This window comes from Nocardiopsis halotolerans DSM 44410 (genome assembly GCF_000341065.1).
In the GTDB taxonomy this organism is placed as follows: Bacteria; Actinomycetota; Actinomycetes; order Streptosporangiales; family Streptosporangiaceae; genus Nocardiopsis; species Nocardiopsis halotolerans.
Window position 1 is genome coordinate 8,198 of the sequence record NZ_ANAX01000313.1, and the last position, 6,371, is coordinate 14,568.

Annotated in this window: 4 protein-coding genes and 1 pseudogene (1 of these 5 cut by a window edge); all 5 read right to left on the reverse strand. The window is 75.1% G+C overall.

The features are described from left to right. A protein-coding gene (hutI, locus tag D455_RS0122855; RefSeq protein ID WP_017573008.1) for an imidazolonepropionase crosses the window boundary here: on the reverse strand, positions 1–294 show its 5' portion. The gene continues 903 nt to the left of window position 1, outside the view; only the first 294 of its 1,197 coding nucleotides appear in the window; its start codon is at positions 292–294; its stop codon lies beyond the left edge, outside the window. Next, positions 291–1,847 carry a formimidoylglutamate deiminase gene (locus D455_RS0122860; protein WP_017573009.1) on the reverse strand — a complete coding sequence of 519 codons (1,557 nt, stop codon included), beginning with the start codon at positions 1,845–1,847 and terminating at the stop codon, positions 291–293. Before D455_RS0122860 ends, hutI begins: the two co-directional genes overlap by 4 nt. Before the next feature lie 121 nt (positions 1,848–1,968). After that, a complete protein-coding gene (locus D455_RS0122865) occupies positions 1,969–3,171 on the reverse strand; it encodes an allantoate amidohydrolase (RefSeq protein ID WP_051064696.1) in 1,203 nt (400 codons plus the stop codon). Positions 3,172–3,311: 140 nt separating this feature from the next. Continuing rightward, positions 3,312–4,953, reverse strand: a pseudogene (gene hutU, locus D455_RS31440) (urocanate hydratase). A gap of 73 nt (positions 4,954–5,026) precedes the next feature. Continuing rightward, the coding region (gene hutH, locus D455_RS0122875; protein ID WP_017573015.1) for a histidine ammonia-lyase at positions 5,027–6,371 on the reverse strand (1,345 nt) is incomplete at its 5' end.

A 6,371-nucleotide genomic window follows, 5' to 3' on the forward strand; every position in this document is an offset into this window, starting at 1 on the left:
CGCCGAGTAGGGCTGACCGCTCATCCGGGCGGCGAACTCACGGCTGCGGTCTCCCGCGAAGACGATGTGGGAGTGGCTGTCGACGAACCCGGGGATGACGCAGCGCCCGGCGGCGTCGATCCGTACGTCGGCAGCGGGCGCCTGGGAGCGCGGGCCCGACCAGGCCACTCGGCCGTCCTCGACGACCAGCGCCGCGTCCTGGACCTCGCCCACCGCGCCCCGGCCCCGGGAGGGGTCGTTGGTGACCAGGGTGGCGATGCCGTCGATGAGGATGGTCTCGGGTACGTCGCTCATGCGTGCAGCTCCTTGATGGCGGTGTCGAGTTCGCGTGCGGTGTCGGGCACCAGGGCGTGGACGCCGTCGCGGACGATCCAGCGGCCGTCCGCCATCACGTGCCGCACGTCTGCGGAGGCGGCGGCGAAGACCACGGCGTCGGCGCACCGGGCCGGGTCGGCACCGGCCAGACCGGCGCCCTCCAGGGGGACGTTGACCAGGTCGGCCCGCGCTCCGGGGGCCAGGACTCCGGCGTCGGGCACCCCGCGCGGGGGTTCCTGTGGTTCTCCTCCGCGCAGTACAGGATCCCCGGAATCGCCGGAGGCCCCCGAACCGGGGATCATGGACGGGACGGTGGCCCCGAGTTCGCGGGTCCAGCCGAGGCTGGCGTGCCCGTGCGCGGTGGCCGCGCGCAGCAGCGCCCCCGTGCCCAGGGTGCCCCGCCGGTGGGTGCGCAGGCGTTCGTGGAGTTCGACCGCCCGGGCCTCCTCGAACATGTCCGTCAGCACGTGCTGGTCGGTGCCCAGGCTGAGCGGGGTGGGCAGCAGGTCGCCGGTGCGCGGCAGGCCGTCGGCCAGGTCGCGCTCGGTCGTGGGGCACAGGCACACCGTGGCCCCCGCCGTCCGGAGGGCCGCCACGTCGGCGTCGTCCAGGTGGGTGGCGTGCACCAGGCTGGTGCGTTCGGTGAGTGCGCCCGCGTCGGCGAGCACCGCCGTGGGGGTGCGGCCGTACGCGGCCAGGCAGGCGGCGTTCTCGGCGGGCTGCTCGGAGAGGTGGACGTGCAGCGGAAGGTCGCGTTCGGCGGCGAACGCGGCGACGCCTGGCAGCTGTCCGGCGGGGACCGCCCGCACCGAGTGGGCCGCCGCCCCCGTGCGCGCGTGACCGCCCCCGGGACGGAACGCCGCGGCGCGTCCGGCCCACCCGTCCACGTCCCCGTCGCCGAACCGCGCCTGGGGTCCGGCCAGCGGCTGGTGGACGCCGTCGGCGTCCAGACCGCCGGACAGGTAGCACACGTCCAGCAGGGTGATCCGGATCCCCGCGTCGGCCGCCGCGGCCGTCAGGGCGTGGCCCATGGCGTTGGGGTCGTCGTAGCGGACGCCGCCGGGTGCGTGGTGCAGGTAGTGGAACTCGCCCACACAGGTGATCCCGGCCAGGGCCATCTCCGCGTAGACCGCCCGGGCGAGCCGGTGGTAGGCGTCGGGGTCCAGTCGGTCCGCCACGCGGTACATGGTCTCGCGCCAGGTCCAGAAGGATCCCCCACCGGCGTGGGTGCGTCCCCGCAGCGCCCGGTGGAAGGCGTGCGAGTGTGCGTTGGCGAACCCGGGCAGGGTGAGCCCGGTGAGGACCTCGGCGTCCCCGGGGGCCCGGGTCCCGGCCGTCACCGAGGTGATCCGCCCGTCGGCCACCTCCACGAGCACACCGTGCTCGGGGGCGCCGTCCCCGGCACCGGTCCACGCCCACTCGCACCACACGCGGCGGTCGTGCGCCACGCGGAAGCGCCCGGGGTCGGGTCCACGGTCCGCGGGTCCGGCGCTCCCGCCGGGGGCGGACCCGGAGTCCGCACCGGTCGTCATCGGTCCTCCGTACGTCGTCGGGCGGCCCGGGAGGGCCGGATGTCGCTTGTCGGTTCCCGTCGTCCGTGGCTCCGGAGGAGCGGCCGTCCGGTCCTCCGGCCCCGCTCGCGGTCTGACGACCTCACCACTCCTCCTCCCGGACGGGGCGGGCGAGGAGGTCCTGGAGCACGTCGACGAGGGCGAGCACGCCGGCGTGGCAGTCCTCGGGGCGGGCCCACTCGCGCGGGGAGTGCGACACCCCCGTCGGGTTGCGCACGTGGAGCATCGCGGTGGGCACGTGCGCGGCGAGCACCCCGGCGTCGTGCCCGGCACCGGTCGGCAGCACCGGAACGCGCGGATCGGGGGCGCGGTCGGCCACCACGGCGGCCAACCGGTCGCGCAGACCGTGGGCGAACGACACCAGCGGAGTCAGCGACTCGTTGGCCGTCACGCAGTCCACGCCGTGCTCACGGGAGGCCCGCTCGGCCGCCTCCCGCACCCCGTCCACGACCGCGTCGAGCGCGGAGCCGTCGGCGGCCCGGGCGTCCAGCCAGGCGCTCACCAGGGACGGGATCGCGTTCGTGCCGTTGGGCGTGACCATCGCCTTGGCGACGGTCGCACGCGCGTCGTGCTCCTCGGCCAGCGCCCGCGCGGCCAGGATCGTGTGCGCGAACGGCAGCATGGGGTCGCTGCGGTCGGCGAGACGGGTGGTCCCCGCGTGGTCGGCCCTGCCGGTGAAGTCCATCCGCCAGCGCCCGTGCGGCCAGATCGCGCTGGCCACACCCACCGGGTGGACGGTCTCCTCCAGGGCGCGCCCCTGCTCCACGTGCAGTTCGACGAACACGTCCAGGTCCGCCAGCGCCCCCGGGTCCGCGCCGATCGCGTCCGGGTCGTACCCGGCCGCCTCCATCGCCCGGGCCCAGGTGGTTCCGGAGGCGTCGGTGAGGCCGCGTGCGCGCTCGGGGGAGATCTCCCCCGCCGTCAGGCGGCTGCCCAGGCAGGGAACGCCGAACCGGCCGCCCTCCTCCTCGGTGAACACCGTGACGGCGAGGGGCCGCGCGGGTCTCAGGCCGCGCCGCCGCAGCTCGTCCACGGCGGCCAGGGCGCTGACCACGCCGAGGGGTCCGTCGAAGGCCCCGCCGTCGGGGACCGAGTCCAGGTGGGAGCCGGTGGCCACGGCGCCCGGGCCTGGAGTGCCCCACCAGGCCCACAGGTTGCCGTTGCGGTCGGTGCGCACGTCCAGGCCCCGTGCGGCGGCGGCCTCGGTGAACCAGGCGCGGGCGTCGGTGTCGGCGCCGTTCCAGGCGTGGCGGTGGTAGCCGNCGGACGCCAGATCGGCCCACATGCGGTCGAACGCCCCGGCGTCGGGGGCGGTGTACTGGTCGCTCACAGGGTGTGTCCCCAAGGGTGGCTCTCGTTCTCGGCGTGCCGCGGTCACGGCCGCGTCGGGGGCGCCCGCGGCGCGGCGCCCCCGACGGAAGGGGCCTACTCGCCCTCGCGCATCGGGACGCGGACGCCGTGCGCCCGCGCGACCCGGTCGGCCTCCTCGTACCCCGCGTCCACATGGCGGATGACGCCCATGGCGGGGTCGTTGGTGAGCACCCGCTCCAGCTTGGCGGCGGCCAGCTCGGTGCCGTCGGCGACGCTGACCTGCCCGGCGTGCAGGGAGCGGCCCATGCCGACGCCCCCGCCGTGGTGGATGGACACCCAGGAGGCACCGGAGGAGGTGTTGACCAGGGCGTTGAGCAGCGGCCAGTCGGCGATGGCGTCGGAGCCGTCCTTCATCCCCTCGGTCTCGCGGTAGGGGGAGGCCACCGATCCCGTGTCCAGGTGGTCGCGGCCGATCGCCAGCGGGGCGGAGACCTCCCCGGAGGCCACCAGCTCGTTGAACCGCGCTCCGGCCGCGGCGCGCTCGCCCTGGCCCAGCCAGCAGATGCGGGCGGGCAGCCCCTGGAAGGCGACCCGCTCCCCCGCCATGCGGATCCACCGGGCCAGGTGGTCGTTCTCGGGGAACAGGTCCAGGATCGCCTGGTCGGTGCGGGCGATGTCGGCGGGGTCGCCCGACAGCGCCGCCCACCGGAACGGCCCCCTGCCCTCGCAGAACAGCGGCCGGATGTAGGCGGGCACGAATCCGGGGAAGTCGAAGGCGCGGGCGAAGCCGNCGGATGGAGTTGCCGTAGTCGAAGACCTCGGCGCCCGCGTCCCGGAAGCCGACCATGGCCTCCACGTGCGCGGCCATGGACTCGCGCGCCCGGACGGTGAACTCCTCGGGCTTGGCGGCGGCCAGAGCCTTCCAGTCCTCGAAGGCCACCCCGGCGGGCAGGTAGGCGAGCGGGTCGTGCGCGGAGGTCTGGTCGGTGACCACGTCGATCGGCGCGCTGCGGGCGAGCAGTTCGGGCACGATCTCGGCGGCGTTGCCCAGGACGCCGACCGACAGCGGGCGGCGCTCGTCGCGGGCGCGGACGGCCAGCTCCAGGGCGTGGTCCAGGTTGTCGGCGCGCACGTCCAGGTAGCGGTGCTCGATGCGGCGGTCGATACGGCTGGAGTCGCACTCGACCACGATCGCCACGCCGTCGTTCATGGTCACGGCCAGCGGCTGGGCGCCGCCCATGCCGCCGAGCCCGGCGGTGAGCGTGATGGTTCCGGCCAGCGTCCCGCCGAACCGCCTGGCGGCCACGGCGGCGAAGGTCTCGTAGGTGCCCTGGAGGATGCCCTGGGTCCCGATGTAGATCCACGAACCCGCGGTCATCTGCCCGTACATGGTCAGACCCTGCGCCTCCAGGCGGCGGAACTCGGGCCAGTTCGCCCAGTCCCCCACCAGGTTGCTGTTGGCGATGAGCACCCGGGGCGCCCACTCGTGGGTGCGCATGACACCGACCGGACGGCCCGACTGCACGAGCAGGGTCTCGTCGCCCTCCAGGTCGCGCAGGGTGGCGGTGATGCGGTCGAAGCTGCGCCAGTCCCGCGCGGCGCGGCCGGTGCCGCCGTAGACGACCAGGTCCTCGGGGTGCTCGGCGACCTCGGGATCGAGGTTGTTGTGGAACATGCGCAGGGCGGCCTCCTGCTGCCACCCCTTCGCGGACAGGGTGGTGCCGCGCGCGGCGCGGACGGTACGTGGACTACTCACGCGTGGTCTCCTCGGAACTCGTGGGGTCTGTTCGCGCGTCGGCGGGGTGCGGCCGACTCACGGAACACGCCGCTCAGGCGAGCGGGGTGACGGACTCGGCGGCCTCGACCACCGAACCGTCGGCGACCATGGCGGCGACGGAGGCGATCTCGGGGGCCAGGTGGCGGTCGGGGCCGGGGCCGGAGACGCGCTCGCGGACGGCGCGCAGCACGGCGCCGGTGGCGGGTCCGGGCTCCAGCGGCGAACGCAGGTCCAGGGCGCGGGCGGCGGTGAGCAGCTCCACCGCCAGCACGCTGGTCAGTCCCTCCACCGCGCGGCGCAGCTTGCGCGCGGCCGACCAGCCCATGGACACGTGGTCCTCCTGCATGGCCGAACTCGGGATGGAGTCGACGCTGGCGGGCACGGCCAGGCGCTTGAGCTCGGACACGATGGCGGCCTGCGTGTACTGGGCGATCATGTGTCCGGAGTCCACGCCGGGGTCGTCGGCGAGGAAGGCGGGCAGGCCGTGGGACCGGGACACGTCGAGCATGCGGTCGGTGCGCCGCTCGGCGATGGAGGCGGTGTCGGCGACCGCGACGGCCAGGAAGTCGAGCACGTAGGCCACGGGCGCGCCGTGGAAGTTGCCGTTGGACTCCACACGGCCGTCGTCGAGCACCACGGGGTTGTCGATGACGCTGTCGAGTTCGCGCCCGGCCACGAGCAGCGCGTGGGCGAGGGTGTCGCGGGCGGCTCCGGCGACCTGCGGGGCGCAGCGCAGCGAGTAGGCGTCCTGGACCCGGTTGCAGTCGGGGCCGCGGTGGGAGGCCACGATCGGCGAGTGGGCGAGCAGGGCGCGCAGGTTGGCGGCCGAGGCGGCCTGGCCGGGGTGCGGGCGCAGCCGCTGGAGCTCGTCGGCGAAGACCCGGTCGGTGCCCAGCAGCGCCTCGACGCTCATGGCGGCGGTGATGTCGGCGACCTTGAGCAGGCGGTCCAGGTCCATGCAGGCCATGACGAGCATGCCGAGCATCCCGTCGGTGCCGTTGATCAGGGCCAGGCCCTCCTTGGCGCCCAGCTCCACCGGGCGGATCCCGGCCTCGTGCAGCGCGGTGTAGGCCGGGCCGACGTGGCCGGAGGCGTCGCGGACCTGTCCCTCGCCCATCAGGGCGAGCGCCACGTGCGACAGGGGCGCCAGGTCGCCGGAGCAGCCCAGGCTGCCGTACTCGTGGACGACCGGGGTGATGCGGGCGTTGAGCAGGGCGACGAGGGTCTCGGCGGTGGTGACCTCCACGCCGGTGTTGCCCGAGGCCAGGGTGCGCAGACGCAGCAGCATCAGGGCGCGGACGACCTCGTCCTCCACCTCGGGACCCGTCCCGGCGGCGTGCGAGCGGATGAGCGACCGTTGGAGCTGGGCCCGCAGGTCGGGAGCGATGTGGCGGGGG